Source organism: Herbihabitans rhizosphaerae, from assembly GCF_004216555.1.
In the GTDB taxonomy this organism is placed as follows: domain Bacteria; phylum Actinomycetota; class Actinomycetes; order Mycobacteriales; family Pseudonocardiaceae; genus Herbihabitans; species Herbihabitans rhizosphaerae.
On record NZ_SGWQ01000008.1, the window covers coordinates 23,230 to 38,573 of the forward strand.

General features: G+C 68.7%; 20 protein-coding genes. 14 read left to right on the forward strand and 6 right to left on the reverse strand.

What is annotated here, in order from left to right:
- Nucleotides 1-7: 7 nt before the first annotated feature.
- The gene (locus EV193_RS22155; RefSeq protein WP_242613572.1) at nt 8-580 is read right to left on the reverse strand and encodes a M23 family metallopeptidase; all 573 of its coding nucleotides are present in this window, start codon (nt 578-580) and stop codon (nt 8-10) included.
- A gap of 360 nt (nt 581-940) precedes the next feature.
- Between EV193_RS22155 and rpsB the strand changes: the two genes are divergently transcribed.
- The 7 genes from rpsB to EV193_RS22190 all read left to right on the forward strand — a co-directional run bounded on the left by rpsB (nt 941) and on the right by EV193_RS22190 (nt 6,205).
- Nucleotides 941-1,789 (forward strand): 30S ribosomal protein S2, encoded by an 849-nt coding sequence (gene rpsB / locus EV193_RS22160; protein WP_130346143.1) that lies wholly within the window; start codon nt 941-943, stop codon nt 1,787-1,789.
- A gap of 105 nt (nt 1,790-1,894) precedes the next feature.
- Nucleotides 1,895-2,710, forward strand: coding sequence for a translation elongation factor Ts (gene tsf / locus EV193_RS22165; RefSeq protein ID WP_130346144.1), 816 nt, complete (start codon nt 1,895-1,897; stop codon nt 2,708-2,710).
- Nucleotides 2,711-2,790: 80 nt separating this feature from the next.
- Nucleotides 2,791-3,543 carry a UMP kinase gene (pyrH, locus tag EV193_RS22170; RefSeq protein ID WP_130346145.1) on the forward strand — a complete coding sequence of 251 codons (753 nt, stop codon included), beginning with the start codon at nt 2,791-2,793 and terminating at the stop codon, nt 3,541-3,543.
- Complete coding sequence (gene frr / locus EV193_RS22175; RefSeq protein WP_130346146.1) at nt 3,540-4,097, forward strand: ribosome recycling factor; 558 nt, start codon at nt 3,540-3,542, stop codon at nt 4,095-4,097. The genes pyrH and frr overlap by 4 nt, the downstream gene beginning before the upstream one ends.
- Nucleotides 4,098-4,106: 9 nt before the next feature.
- A complete protein-coding gene (locus EV193_RS22180) occupies nt 4,107-5,006 on the forward strand; it encodes a phosphatidate cytidylyltransferase (protein ID WP_130346147.1) in 900 nt (299 codons plus the stop codon).
- 31 nt (nt 5,007-5,037) lie between these two features.
- A complete protein-coding gene (locus tag EV193_RS22185) occupies nt 5,038-5,610 on the forward strand; it encodes an RNA polymerase sigma factor (protein ID WP_130346148.1) in 573 nt (190 codons plus the stop codon).
- Entirely contained in the window at nt 5,603-6,205 is a 603-nt protein-coding gene (locus tag EV193_RS22190; protein WP_130346149.1) for a hypothetical protein, read from the forward strand. The genes EV193_RS22185 and EV193_RS22190 overlap by 8 nt, the downstream gene beginning before the upstream one ends.
- On the opposite strand, the gene EV193_RS22195 is transcribed toward EV193_RS22190, so the two are convergent.
- Complete coding sequence (locus tag EV193_RS22195; protein WP_130346150.1) at nt 6,189-7,226, reverse strand: S66 family peptidase; 1,038 nt, start codon at nt 7,224-7,226, stop codon at nt 6,189-6,191. The genes EV193_RS22190 and EV193_RS22195 overlap by 17 nt on opposite strands.
- Nucleotides 7,227-7,352: 126 nt before the next feature.
- On the opposite strand from EV193_RS22195, the gene EV193_RS22200 reads away from it, so the two are divergent.
- Complete coding sequence (locus EV193_RS22200; RefSeq protein ID WP_130346151.1) at nt 7,353-7,991, forward strand: peptidoglycan recognition protein family protein; 639 nt, start codon at nt 7,353-7,355, stop codon at nt 7,989-7,991.
- A 99-nt stretch (nt 7,992-8,090) separates the two neighbouring features.
- On the opposite strand, the gene EV193_RS22205 is transcribed toward EV193_RS22200, so the two are convergent.
- Nucleotides 8,091-8,930, reverse strand: coding sequence for a VOC family protein (locus EV193_RS22205; protein WP_130346152.1), 840 nt, complete (start codon nt 8,928-8,930; stop codon nt 8,091-8,093).
- 122 nt (nt 8,931-9,052) lie between these two features.
- On the opposite strand from EV193_RS22205, the gene EV193_RS22210 reads away from it, so the two are divergent.
- Entirely contained in the window at nt 9,053-9,781 is a 729-nt protein-coding gene (locus EV193_RS22210; RefSeq protein ID WP_207222764.1) for a class I SAM-dependent methyltransferase, read from the forward strand.
- Nucleotides 9,778-10,842 (forward strand): threonine aldolase family protein, encoded by a 1,065-nt coding sequence (locus EV193_RS22215; RefSeq protein WP_130346154.1) that lies wholly within the window; start codon nt 9,778-9,780, stop codon nt 10,840-10,842. Before EV193_RS22210 ends, EV193_RS22215 begins: the two co-directional genes overlap by 4 nt.
- Here EV193_RS22215 and EV193_RS22220 read toward each other — a convergent pair whose 3' ends face one another.
- Nucleotides 10,843-11,415 (reverse strand): PadR family transcriptional regulator, encoded by a 573-nt coding sequence (locus EV193_RS22220; RefSeq protein WP_207222752.1) that lies wholly within the window; start codon nt 11,413-11,415, stop codon nt 10,843-10,845.
- A 203-nt stretch (nt 11,416-11,618) separates the two neighbouring features.
- Here EV193_RS22220 and rlmN point away from each other — a divergent pair, with 203 nt between their 5' ends.
- On the forward strand, nt 11,619-12,722 hold the full coding sequence (rlmN, locus tag EV193_RS22225; protein ID WP_130346156.1) for a dual-specificity RNA methyltransferase RlmN: 1,104 nt from the start codon (nt 11,619-11,621) through the stop codon (nt 12,720-12,722).
- A gap of 6 nt (nt 12,723-12,728) precedes the next feature.
- Here the strand turns inward: rlmN and EV193_RS22230 are convergent, their stop codons facing one another.
- A complete protein-coding gene (locus EV193_RS22230; RefSeq protein WP_130346157.1) occupies nt 12,729-13,130 on the reverse strand; it encodes a PPOX class F420-dependent oxidoreductase in 402 nt (133 codons plus the stop codon).
- 141 nt (nt 13,131-13,271) lie between these two features.
- Between EV193_RS22230 and EV193_RS22235 the strand changes: the two genes are divergently transcribed.
- Complete coding sequence (locus EV193_RS22235) at nt 13,272-13,670, forward strand: DUF1801 domain-containing protein (RefSeq protein ID WP_130346158.1); 399 nt, start codon at nt 13,272-13,274, stop codon at nt 13,668-13,670.
- Between the two features lie 2 nt (nt 13,671-13,672).
- Here EV193_RS22235 and EV193_RS22240 read toward each other — a convergent pair whose 3' ends face one another.
- Entirely contained in the window at nt 13,673-14,113 is a 441-nt protein-coding gene (locus tag EV193_RS22240; RefSeq protein ID WP_130346159.1) for a hypothetical protein, read from the reverse strand.
- A gap of 200 nt (nt 14,114-14,313) precedes the next feature.
- Here EV193_RS22240 and EV193_RS22245 point away from each other — a divergent pair, with 200 nt between their 5' ends.
- Nucleotides 14,314-14,598 carry a PLD nuclease N-terminal domain-containing protein gene (locus EV193_RS22245; protein ID WP_130346160.1) on the forward strand — a complete coding sequence of 95 codons (285 nt, stop codon included), beginning with the start codon at nt 14,314-14,316 and terminating at the stop codon, nt 14,596-14,598.
- Between the two features lie 57 nt (nt 14,599-14,655).
- Entirely contained in the window at nt 14,656-15,162 is a 507-nt protein-coding gene (locus EV193_RS22250) for a DUF6069 family protein (protein ID WP_242613573.1), read from the forward strand.
- Nucleotides 15,163-15,344: the final 182 nt, after the last annotated feature.

The window sequence follows — 15,344 nt, forward strand, 5'->3', positions numbered from 1 at the left end:
AGCGTGATCAGCCCTCGGCCCGCAAGGGGAGTAAGCGCACCCGGCCGGCGCCCTGGCCGTCGAGCAGTGTCAGCGGATCGAGGTACTCCTCGCCCTGGATGGCGCCCCAGTGCAGGCAGACCGGCTCGGGGCATTCCGGGTGCCCTGGCTGCAGATGGCCGATCACCTCGCCGCGGCGGACGGCCTGACCGATCGCGACACCCGGTGTGATCGGCTCGTAGGTGGTCTTCATGCCGCCGTCGTGCTGGATCGACACCACCGTCCGGCCAGCGACCAGGCCGGCGAACGCGACGATCCCGTCGCCGGCGGAGTACACCGGCGCGTTGGCCAGGCCGCCGATGTCCACACCGCGATGCCCGGGACCGAACGGCGTCTGCGGTGGCTCGAACGGGCGGAGCACCGGATGCGGGTCCGGCGCCGGCCAGACGAACGAGGACCGGGGAGGCGGCTGACCCGCGCGCTCGGACGCGGACAGCGCTTCCGCGAACGGCCACGCCGCCACGATGAGCAGGATCAACATGGTCGTGAACAGGAGCCGGCGGCGCCACGGTCGGCGCTCGAGGCGAGGTGCTGCGTGCATGCGTCCACGATTCCCCGGTGGTCGGGACAGTGGGCGGGGGCGACCGGAATCTGTGGATAACACGGACCTTGTGGATAACCGGCCTGCCTGGGGCAATCCGATTCCCGATCGGCCACCGGGACGGCGTACACTCCCAGACGCGGTTCGTGTCACACGAGCTGACTTCGCGTGCGAGTGCACATCGTGGGGGTTCCCGACTCACGAGCCTCGGCGTCCGGCGGTCCCACTGATCACGGTGTTCAGCGGGTTCGGGCGTCAGCACAGCACCAGGGCGCTCGCCACCCGGCGGGTCGCGACAACCGACACCGCGTGCCGGAGCTGATGCCCGGCGCGCCTGAACGAAGAGGTGCGAACCCGGCCATGGCCGTCGTCACCATGAAGCAGCTGCTCGACAGCGGCGTGCACTTCGGGCACCAGACCAGGCGCTGGAACCCGAAGATGAAGCGCTACATCTTCACCGAGCGCAACGGCATCTACATCATCGACCTGCAGCAGACGCTGACCTACATCGACCGGGCTTTCGAGTTCGTCAAGGAGACGGTCGCGCACGGCGGCTCGATCCTGTTCGTCGGCACGAAGAAGCAGGCGCAGGAGGCCATCGCCAACGAGGCGCTCCGCGTCGGCATGCCCTACGTGAACCAGCGCTGGCTGGGCGGCATGCTCACCAACTTCCAGACCGTCCACAAGCGCCTCCAGCGGCTCAAGGAGCTGGAGTCGATGGAGCAGACGGGTGGCTTCCAGGGTCTCACCAAGAAGGAGATCCTGATGCTCACCCGTGAGAAGGACAAGCTGGAGAAGACCCTCGGCGGTATCCGCGACATGTCCAAGGTGCCCAGCGCCGTGTGGATCGTGGACACCAAGAAGGAGCACATCGCCGTCGGCGAGGCTCGCAAGCTGAACATCCCGGTCGTCGCGATCCTCGACACCAACTGCGACCCGGACGAGGTCGACTACCCGATCCCGGGCAATGACGACGCCATCCGGTCGGCCGCGCTGCTGACCAAGGTCGTCGCCGAGGCCGCCGCCGCGGGTCTGATCGCCCGTTCCGGTGCCCGCAACGGCGTGGCCGAGGGCTCGGACAAGCCGGAGGTCGCAGCCGACGAGCCGTTGCCCGAGTGGGAGCGCGAGCTGCTGGTGAGCGCGAACGCCGACGGTGGCTCCGCCGACGCCGGTGCCTCCGCTGGCGCCGAGAAGTCCAACCAGTCCTGAGCCCGACCGGTGGCGCGTCCGTTTCCCTTGCGGGACAACGGATGCGCCACCGTCGAGCCTGAGAATTCACCCGCGCGAATACCGAAGAAGGACGGTAAAGCCACGATGGCGAACTACACCGCGGCCGACGTCAAGCGCCTCCGCGATCTGACCGGCTCCGGCATGATGGACTGCAAGAAGGCGCTCGAGGAGAACGACGGCGACTTCGACAAGGCGGTCGAGTACCTGCGGATCAAGGGTGCCAAGGACGTCGGCAAGCGTGCCGAGCGCGCGACCGCCAATGGCCTGGTCGCCTCGTCTGGCGGCGCGCTGATCGAGCTGAACTGCGAGACGGACTTCGTCGCGAAGAACGCCGAATTCGTCGAGCTGGCCAACAAGATCGCCGCGGCCGCGCAGGAGATCAAGGCGGCCGACGTCGACAGCGTGAAGAGCGCCCAGCTCGACGGCAAGACCGTCGACGAGGCCGTGCAGGAGCTGTCCGCGAAGATCGGCGAGAAGCTGGAGCTGCGCCGGGTCGCGGTGTTCGACGGCCAGGTCGCCACCTACCTGCACCGCCGCGCCTCCGACCTGCCGCCGGCCGTCGGCGTCCTGGTCGAGTACACCGGTGCCGACGCCGACGCCGCCCGTGCCGCCGCCATGCAGGTGGCCGCGCTCAAGGCGAAGTACGTCAGCCGCGACGACGTGCCCGAGGACATCGTGGCCAACGAGCGGCACATCGCCGAGCAGACCGCCCGCGAGGAAGGCAAGCCGGAGCAGGCCCTGCCGAAGATCGTCGAGGGCCGGGTCAACGGCTTCTTCAAGGACGTCGCGCTGCTCGAGCAGCCGTCCGTGCAGGAGTCCAAGAAGACCGTGAAGGCCGTTCTGGACGACGCCGGTGTGCAGGTCACCCGGTTCGCCCGGTTCGAGGTCGGCCAAGCCTGATCAGGCCCGCAGCGCTAACGTTGTGCCCCGCTCTCGCGCGATCGAGAGCGGGGCACAGCCACACCGAGGAGGTCTGACAGGTGGCCGAAGACGTACGCCAGGGTGGCTATCACCGCGTGATCCTGAAGCTCGGCGGCGAGATGTTCGGCGGCTTCGACGGAGGCGGTGTCGGCGTTGACCCGGACGTCGTCCAGACGGTCGCCAGACAGATCGCCGCCGTGGTCCGCGACGGCACGCAGGTCGCCGTGGTGATCGGCGGCGGCAACTTCTTCCGCGGCGCGGAACTGCAGCAGCGCGGCATGGACCGGGCGCGCGCCGACTACATGGGCATGCTCGGCACGGTGATGAACTGCCTGGCGCTGCAGGACTTCCTGGAACGCGAGCACGGCATCGACACGCGCGTGCAGACCGCGATCACCATGGGGCAGGTCGCCGAGCCGTACATCCCGAGGCGCGCCATGCGTCACCTGGACAAGGGCCGGGTGGTGATCTTCGGCGGCGGCGCCGGCATGCCGTACTTCTCCACCGACACCACGGCCGCCCAGCGCGCGCTGGAGATCGGCGCCGAGGTGGTGCTGATGGCCAAGGCGGTCGACGGCGTCTTCACCGCGGACCCGAAGACCGACCCGGACGCCACGATGTTCGCCCACATCACCCACCGTGAGGCGCTGCAGAAGGGCCTCAAGGTCGCCGACGCGACGGCCTTCAGCCTGTGCATGGACAACAACATGCCGATCATCGTTTTCAACCTCCTCATCGAGGGCAACATCGCGCGCGCGGTGCGTGGTGAGAGGATCGGCACATTGGTCAGTACTCCCAAGGAGCAGCCTTGATCGACGAAACCCTCTTCGACGCTGAGGAGAAGATGGACAAAGCGGTGACCGTGGCCAAGGAGGATCTGGCCGCGATCCGCACCGGACGTGCGACTCCGGCCATGTTCTCGAAGATCCACGTCGACTACTACGGGCAGCCGACTCCGCTCAACCAGGTCGCCAGTGTCAACATCCCCGAGGCGAGGATGGCGGTGATCAAGCCTTACGACCAGGGCCAGCTTCACGCCATCGAGAAGGCGATCCGCGAGTCCGACCTCGGGGTGAACCCGAGCAACGACGGCACCATCATCCGCATCGTGATCCCGCAGCTCTCCGAGGAACGGCGGCGCGACTTCGTGAAGATGGCCAAGTCCAAGGGCGAGGACGCGAAGATCGCCATTCGCAACGTGCGCCGCAAGGCCAACGAGGAGCTGCACCGCATCGCCAAGGACGGCGAGGCCGGTGAGGACGAGGTCGGCCGTGCGGAGAAGGAGCTGCAGCACCTGACGGACAAGTACGTCGGACAGATCGACGAGCTCGTCAAGCACAAGGAATCCGAGCTTCTCGAGGTCTGAGGTACTGCCATGGTGTCCGGTCCCGTCGGGTTGACCGGCGAACTCCACAAGGAGCAGCGGGTGAGCGACGGCGAGCCGGAGGCCGTGGAACCCAAGCGGCCGCGCGCCGGCAGGAATCTGCCGGCGGCGATCGGCGTGGGATTGCTGCTCGGCGGCGCCATCATCGTGGCGCTGCTGACCGTGCGGCACATCTTCGTCGGGATTGTGGCGGCGGCGGTCGCGGTGTCCACGGTGGAACTGGTCGGCGCGGTGCGCCGCGCGGCCGGCATTCAGGTCACGCTGTGGCCGATTCTCGTTGGCGGGCAAGCCATCGTGTGGCTGGCGTGGCCGTTCGGCGTGGACGGCGTGCTGCCCGCGTTCGTGGTCACCGTGCTCGTCTGTCTCATGTGGAGGATGATCGGCGGCGCCGACGGCTATCTGCGCGACGTCGCCGTCTCGATCTTCACCGCGGCCTATGTGCCGCTGTTCGCCGCGTTCGCCGCGATGCTGGTGATTCCCGAGGACGGCGCGGCGCGGGTGTTCTGCTTCATGATCGCCGTGGTGGCGTCGGACACCGGGGGATACACCGCCGGTGTCCTGTTCGGACAGCACAAGATGGCGCCGGCGATCAGCCCGAAGAAGACCTGGGAGGGCTTCGGCGGCTCGTTGCTCGCCGGGTGCGTCGCCGGCGCCCTCACGGTCAGCCTCATGCTGGACGGCCGGGCGTGGCACGGTGTGGTGTTCGGCGCCGCGCTGGTGATCACCGCGACCGTAGGCGACCTGGTCGAGTCGCTGATCAAGCGCGATCTCGGCATCAAGGACATGGGCAACCTGCTGCCCGGCCACGGCGGCCTGATGGACCGGATGGACTCGCTGCTGCCGTCCGCCGTGGTGTCCTGGCTGCTGCTGACCGCGTTCGTGCCGGTGTGACGGTTCGGCGGGAAGTCCGCAATGTGTTGGTGTGAAGCGAAAACAGGCACCTGACCGCACGGCGCTGGAGGCGTTCGAGCGGATCTACCGCGATCACGTCACCGACGTGACCCGGTACTTCGCGCGCCGGTGCGTCGATCCGCATCTGGTCGCCGACCTCACCTCGGACACGTTCGTCCGCGCGATCACCTCGTTCGCGACGTTCGACGCGTCCAAGGGGTCGGCGAAATCGTGGCTCATCGGTATCGCGCGGCGCTCGTTCGCGGCGCATCTGGAGGCCGCGAACCGGGGGAGCGAGCTGGCCAGACGCGCCGGTGGACGGCGTGAGCTGGACGGCGACCAACTCGACGAGCTGATCCAGCGAATCGACGCGGAGCGTCCTGGGCGTGCGCTGCTCGCCGGCCTCGCTGAACTGTCCGATGTGGACAGAGAGGCGGTCGAGCTGGTCGACCTCTCCGGGCTCGAGCCGCGCGAGGCGGCCGCGCTGCTCGGTCTGCGGACAGGTGCCATGCGGACCCGGCTGAGTCGTGCGCGTGGGCGACTTCGCCGTGCTGCCAAGGAAAACCCCGTCACACCGACACAGGAGGCGTACGCGCATGAGTAAGTTCGAGGACACTCTCTGGGCAGACCTGGCAGAGCACCACGGAGCCGACCTGGCACACCTGCCGGAATCGTTGCCACGCAAGGAGAAGCGAACCGGCAGGGTGATCGCGGTCGCCGCCGGGGTAGTGGCTGTCGCCGGCGCCGGGGTGATCGTCGGTCCGAGCTTCTTCGGCGGCTCGCCTCCGGCGGCCTACGCCGTGGAACGCGCACCGGACGGGACGGTCACCGTCACCCTCAGGGAGATGCTGGGGGCCCTCGACCCGGTCAACGCGAAGCTCCGGGAGATGGGCGTACCGGTGGTGGTCGTGCCGGCGCGGCCGGACTGCCGGGACATGGGGCAGCGGGTCCACCCTGGTCCGCCGGACATGATCATTACGATCCCGGTTTCGGTCAGTTCTGACGGGTTCACGTACCACCCGGAGATCCCGACTCCACTGGGCCTGTTCGTCGTGGTCGGCGCGGCTCAGTACCTGGGCAAGGACGGCAGAACGGTGACCACGTTCGCGACGGGCGGATTTCGCGACCGGGCGCCGTCCTGCGCGCCGAGCACGCGTGACGAAGGGCCGGCGGGGCCACAGGTCAGTACTCCACGGTGATCGTGCGGGCGGGGCCGTCCACCCGGACGGTCCCGCCGTACGGGAGCACGAGCTGGGGATCGGTGTGGCCGAGGTCCACGTCGAGTACGAGTACCGCGTCGGGGGCGTACTCGGCGAACGCACGCCGCACCGATTCCCGTTGTGCCGCAAGGTATTCGGCCTTCTCCGTCGGTGTGGTGCGGCGGTCGATCGACCACGCCTTCGGCCGGCCGAACAGCACTGCGGCGAACTGGCCAAGCAGGCCGCGCTCGCCCATGCCGCGCAGGATCCGGTGGACATCGCCGGCGGACGGCATCTCCTCCGAGGTCTCCAGGAACAGCACGCAGCCGGCGTACTCCTCGACCGGAAGCACCTTGTCCGCCATCAGCAGCCCGGCGATCACCTCGAGGCAGCCGCCCCAGGACGGACCTTCGACGATCCGGTCGGCGTTGTGCCACTCCCAGCCGGTGCTGGGAAACATCGGCGGCTCAACGGACATCGCGCCGGAGTCCCACGGCACGTCCTCGTCGCCGTAGGAGTCGGGCGCCGACAGCCGATAGGTGCCGCGAGTGAACAGCGCGGCCCGCAGTGACTCCTCGGTGAGTGGATGGATCCGGCTCGCCCGGCCGAACTGCGTCATGATCGAGCCGCCGTGGTAGGCGACGATTCCGAGTTCCCACAGGCGGGTGAGCAGGTTGACGTTGTCGCTGTACCCGAAGAACGGCTTGGGGTTCGCGCGCAGCAGCTCATCGTCCACATGGGACAGAACGGTGATCTGGTCGTCCCCGCCGATGCTGGTGATCACCGCCGTGATGTCCGGGTCGGCGAACGCCGCGTGCAGGTCGGCCGCGCGGTCGGCGGGGGAGCTGCCCAACCGCCGCGTGGTGGGGTACTCGACCGGAACGAGCCCGAAGTCCCCGGTGAGCCGGCGCAGCCCGAGGTCGTGTGGCACCGGGAACAGCCCGGGGAGACCGGCGGCCGGGGACAGCACGGCCACCCGGTCGCCGGGCTTTGGCTTGTCCGGGTAGGTCATGGTCCGCATGCCCGGACCGTAGCGGACTTGTCCGGCTGAGCAGCGATGCCGCCGCCGTGTGCACAACGGGCTTATCGCCCGGTCCGGCCGTCCGTAGCGTCCGCGTCGCCAGCACGCCGGACGAGGAGGCGGGTCATGTTCGAGAAGAAGGTCACCAGACGAGTGGTTCTGGGCGGAGCGGGTGCAGCGCTGGTCACGGCGGGCACCGCGTTGTGGCTGCCCGGGTCCGCGGTCGCCGCGCCGGAGATCGCCAGCTGCGACGACTGGGGCGCCGCGCCGCCGCGCGGGAACCTGTCGGTGGTCGGCCAGCGGCCGGACAAGATCGTCATCCACCACACGGCCACCCCCAACAGCGACGACTACTCCCGCCGGCACGCCTACGAACTGGCACGCGGCATCCAGCAGGCGCACTTCGGCAACGGCTGGGACGACACCGGCCAGCACTTCACGGTCAGCCGGGGCGGGCACATCATGTGCGGGCGGCGCGGCAGCCTCGGCGCCGCGCGGGACGGGCACAAGGTGGTGATCGGGGCGCACTGCCCGGGTCAGAACGAGCAGATCGGCATCGAGAACGAGGGCACCTACACCGACGCCCGGATGCGCGACGAGCACTACGCCAAGCTGGTGCGGCTGTGCGCGTGGCTGTGCCGCCAGTACGACATCCGGCCCGGCCGCATCTACGGGCACCGCGACTTCTTCGCCACCGCGTGTCCCGGGGACACGCTGTACCACCTGCTGCCGAAACTGCGCGACGACGTGCGCCGGCAGGCGTAGGCCGGATGTGCAGCCGGGCATGCCCGTTGTTCGGCTCGTCGTCGCGGAGGAGGGAGATCGCCGGCTGCGGGCCGCCGAATGACGAAACCTACTCTCGGCCTAGTCGTCGTACGGGTCGTCCACCGCGGCGGTGCCGATGTCCTCCTCGGCGATCGGCGTGCGGCGCGAGGTGTCCACCAGGGACAGCACGCCACCCGCGACGTCCTCGATCACCGCGATCCGCCCGTACGGCGAGTCGAACGGCTCGGCGTGCAGCCGCCCGCCGAGCTGGATCGCCCGCGTGGCGGCGAGATCGACGCCCAGCGCGGCGGAGACTCCGACGTAGTTCATCCAGTGCGGCGGCGTGCCGGGCTCGAACTCCGCGCCCATTCGCAGCCGGCCGAGCAGCGACGGGCCGTCCAGCGTCCAGATGGTGTAGTCGTAGTCGATCCCGTCGCCCACCTGCTCGGTGTCGAACGAGAACAGCGACACGAAGAACTCGTCGGCCAGCTTGCCGTCGGTGGTGTGCAGGTCGGCCCAGGCGAACGCGCCGGCGCCGCCCTGCGCGAACGGCCACATGGTCGCCGGCTCCCAGAAGCCGATCAGCGCGCCGGTGGGGTCGGCCGCGATCATGAGCCGCCCCTGACCGGGGATCTCTCTCGGCTCGACGGCGACCTGGCCGTCCAGCATGGTCACCCGCTGGGCGGTGTTCGCCACGTTGTTGACCGACAGGTACAGCGTCCAGGTGGTGGGCAGCGGCGGCCCGTCGGGGAACGCGTACAGCCCGGCCGCCGGCACGCCGTCGGTGTGCGCGGTCAGATAGCCGCTGTCGTCCGGCTGGTACTCCCAGCCGAGCAGGCCGGCGTAGAAATCGGTGCACGCCGGCAGGTTGGTCGTGCCGAGCTCCAGCCAGCACGGGGTGCCCTGCGGTGCGGGCTCGGTCGCTGGTGTCACGCTCACCGCGGCAGGTTAGCCCTTTCGAGTGGGACCGGTCACCATCGTGTGACGCACTGATGGGCAAATGTGTTTGCGGGCCGTGGTTTGCTTGCCTGGTGGGAAGAGTGAGCGAGCTCGCACATCGGATGCGGGCACGCCTGCACGGTCGTGACGACGTGCTGCCCAGCCCGAACCTCTGGCACTGGCCCGAGGTGTACGCGGTGGAGAACCGGGCGCAGGACGTGCACGACGAGATCTGGCGGGTGCTGGGGGAGCTGTGCGACTGGCGCGACCGCGACGTGGTGGACGTCGGCTGCGGTGACGGTTTCCATCTGCCCCGATTCGCCGAGACCGCGCGCACGGTCGTCGGTGTCGAGCCGTACGAGCCGCTGGTGCGCCGCGCCGAGCAGCGGATCGGCGAGCTGCCCGGCGCCTCGGTGATCAACGGGTCCGCGCAGCGGCTGCCGCTGGCCGACGCGAGCGCGGACGTGGTGCACGCGCGCACGGCGTACTTCTTCGGGCCGGGGTGCGAGCCGGGGTTGCGCGAGGCCGACCGGGTGCTGCGGCCGGGCGGCGCGCTGGTGATCGTGGACCTGGACGCGGCCCATCGCCCCTACGGCGACTGGATGCGCGCCGATCTGCCGTCCTACGATCCGGCCGAGGTGGAGAAGTTCTTCGCCCTCAAGGGTTTCCAGTGCCGCAGGGTCGTGACCGAGTGGCGGTTCGACAGCCGCGACGATCTCGCCGCGGTGCTGCGGATCGAGTTCTCCCAACGGGTCGCCGAGCGGGCCGTCGCCGAGGCGGTCGGGCTCAGCCTGCCGGTCGGCTACCGGGTGCACGTGCGACGCAAGCCGACAGGATTGGTGGTTCCATGACCGACGGACCGAGGCGCCGCGCCGTGTCGATCGCCGGCGCGCCCCAGCGTGATCCCGATCTGGCCGTCGAGGTGTTGCGCGGCCGGGTGGAGGCGCGCGGCCGGGAGTGGGAGGCGGTGTCGCGGCTCGAGGAGCGAATCGCCGGCCTGCTGGGCAAGACCGCCGCGGTGATGTTCCCGACCGGGACGATGGCACAGCAGGTCGCGCTGCGGCTGCACGCCGACCGGCGAGGGGTGCGCTCCGTCGCCTTTCATCCCCACTGTCACCTGGAAGTGCACGAGCACAAGGGTTACTCGGTGGTGCACGGGCTGAACGCGGTCCTGGTCGGCCGGCGGCAGGCGCTGGTCGAACTGTCCGATCTGGACGAGGTCGCCGAGCCGCTGGCCGCGCTGCTGCTTGAGTTGCCGCAGCGTGATCTCGGTGGCCGCCTGCCCGCGTGGGACGACCTCGTCGCGCAGACCTCGTGGGCGCGCGAGCGGGGCGTCGCGACGCACATGGACGGAGCCCGGCTGTGGCTCGCGCAGCCGTTCTACGACCGCACGTACGCCGAGATCGCGGGCCTGTTCGACACCGTGTTCGTGGCGTTCGACAAGGAGCTGATGGGCAGCTACGGCGCGGTTCTCGCGGGCGACCACGACCTGATCGCGCGGGCCACCGTGTGGCGGAATCGCCTGGGCGGCAACGTATCCCGGGCGTGGCCGTTCGCGCTGCTGGCCGAGCGTGGGCTCGACGAGGTGATGCCGAGGATGGCGGAGTTCGCCGAGCGGGCGCGCAAGCTCGCGGCCGCGGTCGCCGACCTCGAGGGTGTGCGGGTGGTGCCCGGCGTGCCGCAGACGTCGATGCTGCACCTGTACCTGGAGGCGCCGGCGGACGCGGTGGCCGCCACGTCCGAGGCTCTGCTCGCCGAGCGCCGGGTCGCGCTGCCGCTGTACGTCGAGCCGGCGGAACTGTCCGGCACGTCGGTGATCGAGGTGTCGGTGAGCGAACAGCTGGACGAGGTCACCGACGCTGAGTTCGGTGACCTCGTCGCCGAGTTGCTCATGCGAGCCCGCTCCACATGATCAGTCCTCCGTGGACTGGGTGGGCTCGATCTCGCTGAGGATGGTGTACAGCTCGCGGCGGGCGTTGTTGAGCACCTCGACCGCGCGCTCCTTCTGGTCGGACGAGCCGATCGAGGAGACCTGGTGCGTCGCGCCCATCAGGGCGCCGATCGACGTACGCAGGTTGACCTCGTTCGGGTCGACGTCGGCCGTGATCTGCTCCCACGGCGGGATTTCCTGCTTGGCGGCCTCGGTCCGACCGTCCTCGGTGAGCTGGAACAGCCGCTTGCTGCCCGCGCCCTCCTCGGTGACGATCAGGCCCTCGTCGGCCAGCATCTGCAGGGTCGGGTAGACCGAGCCGGGGCTGGGCTTCCAGAACCCGCCGCTGCGCTCGCCGATCTCCTGGATCATCTCGTAGCCGTGCATCGGGCGCTCGGTCAGCAGGGCCAGGATCGCGGCCCGGACATCGCCGCGCTGCCGCCTTCCCCGGCCGTGGCCCCGGCCGCGCCGGCCGAAACCGGGCCCGAAGCCCGGTCCGCCGAACGGCCCCTCGGGGGGAAACGGCGGACCTGGCGGGAACGGCGGGCCGCCCATGTGTGCCTCCTGAAAGTCGAACTGGTGGTCGTGACGGCGTCGGTGCGTTCGCATTCGCTGTCGCATGAATCTTCTCCTGTGTCTGTCGTGGTCGTTCATGGTGTCTGCTCGAGCGACATGTCAACGATATATCGGAACCGATCGCGATGCAACTGTGAGTGTCGGCACAGGGTTCAGCCGCGCCGTGGGACAATGACGCGGTCATGACTTCACTTCCCCTGGTTTTCGACGCGCCGCGCCGTGGTCTGCCGCCGCGTCACCTTGCCGACCTCTCGGTCGAGGAGCGTCGCTCCGTGGTCACCGAGCTGGGCGAGAAACCCTTTCGTGCCAACCAGTTGTCGCGTCACTACTTCGCCCGGCTGACCACCGATCCGGACGCGATGACCGACATCCCCGCCGACGCGCGCGAGCGGCTGACCGGCGAGCTGCTCCCGCCGCTGCTGACGGCCGTGCGGCATCTCGGCTGCGACGACGGCGCGACGCGCAAGACGCTGTGGCGCGCGCACGACGGGACGCTGCTGGAGAGCGTGCTGATGCGCTACCCGGACCGCGTGACGCTGTGCGTGTCCTCGCAGGCCGGGTGCGGGATGGCGTGCCCGTTCTGCGCGACCGGTCAGGGTGGGCTGCAGCGCAACCTGTCCACGGCGGAGATCGTCGACCAGGTGCGTGCCGCCGCCGCGGCCATGCGAGACGGCGAGCTGGGTGAGCCCGGCAGGGTGTCCAACATCGTGTTCATGGGCATGGGGGAGCCGCTGGCGAACTACCGGCGGGTGGTGGACGCCGTCCGCCGGATCTGTGATCCCCAGCCGTACGGGCTCGGCATCTCGCAGCGGTCGGTGACCGTGTCGACGGTGGGTCTGGTGCCGGCGATCCGCAAGCTCACCGAGGAAGGTTTGTCGGTGCGGCTGGCCGTGTCACTGCACACGCCGGACGACGAGCTGCGGGACACGCTGGTGCCGGTGAACACGCGGTGGAAGGTGTCCGAGGTGCTGGACGCCGCGCGCGGGTACGCGGACAAGACCGGTCGGCGGGTGTCGATCGAGTACGCGCTGATCCGCGACATCAATGATCATCCGTGGCGGGCGGATCTGCTGGGCAAGTTGCTGCGCAAGCATTTGGGGCCGCTGGCGCACGTGAACGTGATCCCGTTGAACCCGACGCCGGGGTCGAAGTGGGACGCGTCGCCGAAGCCGGTGGAGCGGGAGTTCGTGCGGCGGGTGAACGAGCAGGGCGTGGCGTGCACCGTGCGCGACACCCGTGGTCAGGAGATCGCCGCCGCCTGCGGCCAGCTCGCCGCGGAGGGCTGACTCGACTTATGAGTCCGGCCAGCTCGTGGAGACTTTGTCGGCCCTGATCCTCGCGATCACCCATTGCGGGTTCGGCCCGGCGAAGCCGGGATACGGGCCGCCGGTGTACTTGTGCGACAGTTCATCGATCAGGATGCCGTCCGGATCGTCCTCGACCGACGCGGTGCCCTGCACCTGGACGCTGTCATACGGGTTGGCGGCGTCGAAGATCGCCACGGTCACCCGCGGATCGCGGTTCATGTTGGCGATCTTGCGGCGGCTCTTGGGCAGCGCGAACAAGAGCTCGTCTCCGTCGCGCTTTACCCAGACAACGGTCGAATGTGTCTTGCCGTCTGGTTCGAGCGTTGACAGTACGGCGAAGTTCTTGTCATCAAAGAGCTTTCGCACCTTGTCAGCCAGCTGCGTCATCCGTCCTCCTTTCCTGATGGCTGGCACACTACGTCGCACCTCAGACACTCGGGTCCCTCCCAGCCACGATGGAAGCGCTCGTAGCCTAGGAACGCAGTGCGCCGCGACGGGATCGACACGACGAGCCCAGGGGAGGACATCGTGAGTTACGAGAAGGATCCACGCGTCGACGACTACATCGACAAGCTGCCGGACTGGCAGCAGGAGATCTGCCATCAGGTGCGCGACATCGTGCACGCGGCCGACCCCGAGGTCGTCGAGACGATCAAGCGGACGGTCCAGCCGTACTTCGTGCTGGACGGCAACGTCTGCGCGCTGCTCGCCGCCAAGAACCACGTGAACGTGTTCCTCTACGACGGCGGCATCGTTCCCGACCCGGAGGGCATCATCACGGCCGGGCACCAGAACAAGACCGCCCGGATGATCTCCTATCACGAGGGCGAGCCGATCAACGTGCCCGCGCTCACTCGGCTTCTCAAGCACATCATCGCGAACAACCGGGCCGGCGGCTGGCGCAAGATCAAGGCCGCGCAGGGGTAGCGTTACTCGCCGGCTGGCACGAGTACCGGAGTGATCTCGGTGAGGTCGGCGATCAACTGATCGGCGCCGGAGCGCACTCGCTCGTCGGTGTCGTCGCGCAGTTCCTGGCAGACGCGGAGCGCGGCGTCCCGGTCGCGGGAGTAGATCGAGAGCACGGCGGTGACCGCGTCGTGAAGGTGATCGAGGGTGTTCTCGTCGGCGGTGCCGATCGCGGCGGCGACCACGGTCAGCCCAGCCTTGTCGTGCCGGCGCAGCAACGCCTCCGTCGTCTCCTCGGTGACGAAGGTGTCGTGCGCGTCGAGGACGAGAGTCAGCAGCGGCTCACGGGCTTCGGCCATCTCGGCGAAGCTGGACAGCGCGCGGCCCGCGTCCGCCCGATCCGGCACGTGGGGACTGTCCGCCAGTCGAACCAGGGCGGCCACCGCGTCGTGTCGTGCGCTCATGGACGCATTGTGGCCGCGACGGCCAAGTCGAGCCGAGCCAGGTGGATCGCCGATGTCGGCACTCGGCTTGCTTGCGCTCAGAGGTGTGCGCCTTTCAGGGGCAGTGACACGTCTGGGTGGTTTGGGTTCCATCCAAATGTGTCGCGGGAGGACCGCTCGTAGTGTTGGGATCAGTTCGTTGCTTGAGAGGAGGTTTGTTCATGCTGACCGCTGCGCCAGCGCTTCTCGTGGAGGGGACGGACGGGTCGGATGCCGGTGTCGCGGTGATCGTGGTGATCGCGGTGATCCTCGGTCTGATCCAGCTCATTTTGTGGATTGCCGCCGCGATCTCGATTCTGTGCCATGACAGGTTGACCGGAGGCGGAAAGTTCCTCTGGTTCGTCGTAATCATCGGCTTCTCGTTCCTGGGATGCCTGGGATGGTTCTTCTTCGGTCGCAGCGCCCAACTTGTCAAAACCGGGGCACCGTCGCCCACCCATGCCTGACCCGACTGCGTGAACCGCATGAGGCCGACCGGCACAGTGCGCGGAGGGAGCGGATCGATGAGCTACCAAGGTCCAGCGAACCGGACTGCTTTCGACTACAGGAAATTGTGGGCCGGTGGCGCGGCGACCGCCGCGGTCGCCGCACTCGTGGCGGTGGTGGGCCTGCTCATCGCCCGGGGACTGTTCGACGTAGAGGTGCTTGCCCCGAAAGGCGGCGGGATCTGGGGCAATGCGAATACTCTCACCTATGCCCTCATCGCCGCCGCGGCCGCACTCGGTGCGACCGGATTAGCGCATTTGCTGTGTGTGGCGACCCCAACGCCCGGTCAGTTCTTTGGCTGGATCATGGCGTTGGTGACGCTGATCGCGATCGTGTTGCCGCTGACGCTGAGCGTCGCACTTGAGGCCAAGGTGGCCACCGCGTTGATCAACCTGGCCATCGGACTGGCCATCACGGCGCTGATCAGCGGCACTATGGCCAGTGCGCGCCGGCCACAGTTCCCTTCGGCGCCGGCTGCGGACGCCACCGACTCGTGGAGATCGCGCCCTAACTATCCCCGTTGACACCTCTCCTGGCCTGTCCATTGTTCGGACCGCGACCGTCCTTGATTTGTTGCCGCCAGCTCAGGCCGCGGGCATTCGTGGCTTTTGCGAGGATTACGACGGGTTGTGTTCGAGAATGCTGCGGCCGGCCGGCTGGTCGTTCACTCGTTCGGTGGGTGCGACAGTTATCGGGATGCGTAGGC